This is a genomic window from Massilia genomosp. 1 (assembly GCF_011682185.1).
GTDB classification, from domain to species: domain Bacteria; phylum Pseudomonadota; class Gammaproteobacteria; order Burkholderiales; family Burkholderiaceae_D; genus Telluria_A; species Telluria_A rubra.
In genome coordinates this window covers 1-255 of the sequence record NZ_WHJF01000581.1, presented here as the reverse complement: position 1 = coordinate 255, position 255 = coordinate 1, and the positions used below count along the sequence as shown (strand labels likewise).

1 pseudogene is annotated in these 255 nt (G+C 57.6%); it reads left to right on the top strand.

Going from position 1 to position 255, the window contains the following annotated elements:
- Positions 1 to 255: pseudogene (locus F1735_RS38665) on the top strand (RNA-guided endonuclease InsQ/TnpB family protein); the annotation flags it as partial.

The window sequence follows — 255 nt, the reverse complement described above, 5'->3', positions numbered from 1 at the left end:
TCATGAGGCCGGTAACAAGTTCATCGGCTACGTCGCCATGGCGAAGCAATTGACCGGGTGGCGCAATGGTCCTGACACACCTTGGCTGAAGGACGCGCCGTGTCATCCGCTGCAACATGCATTGAAGGACTTGGAGAGGGCGTACAAGAACTTCTTCGAGAAACGGGCCGATTTCCCCAGCTTCAAGCGCAAGGGTTGCGGCGACACTTTGCGCTACCCGGACCCGAAGCAGATCAAGCTTGACGAGGCCAACAG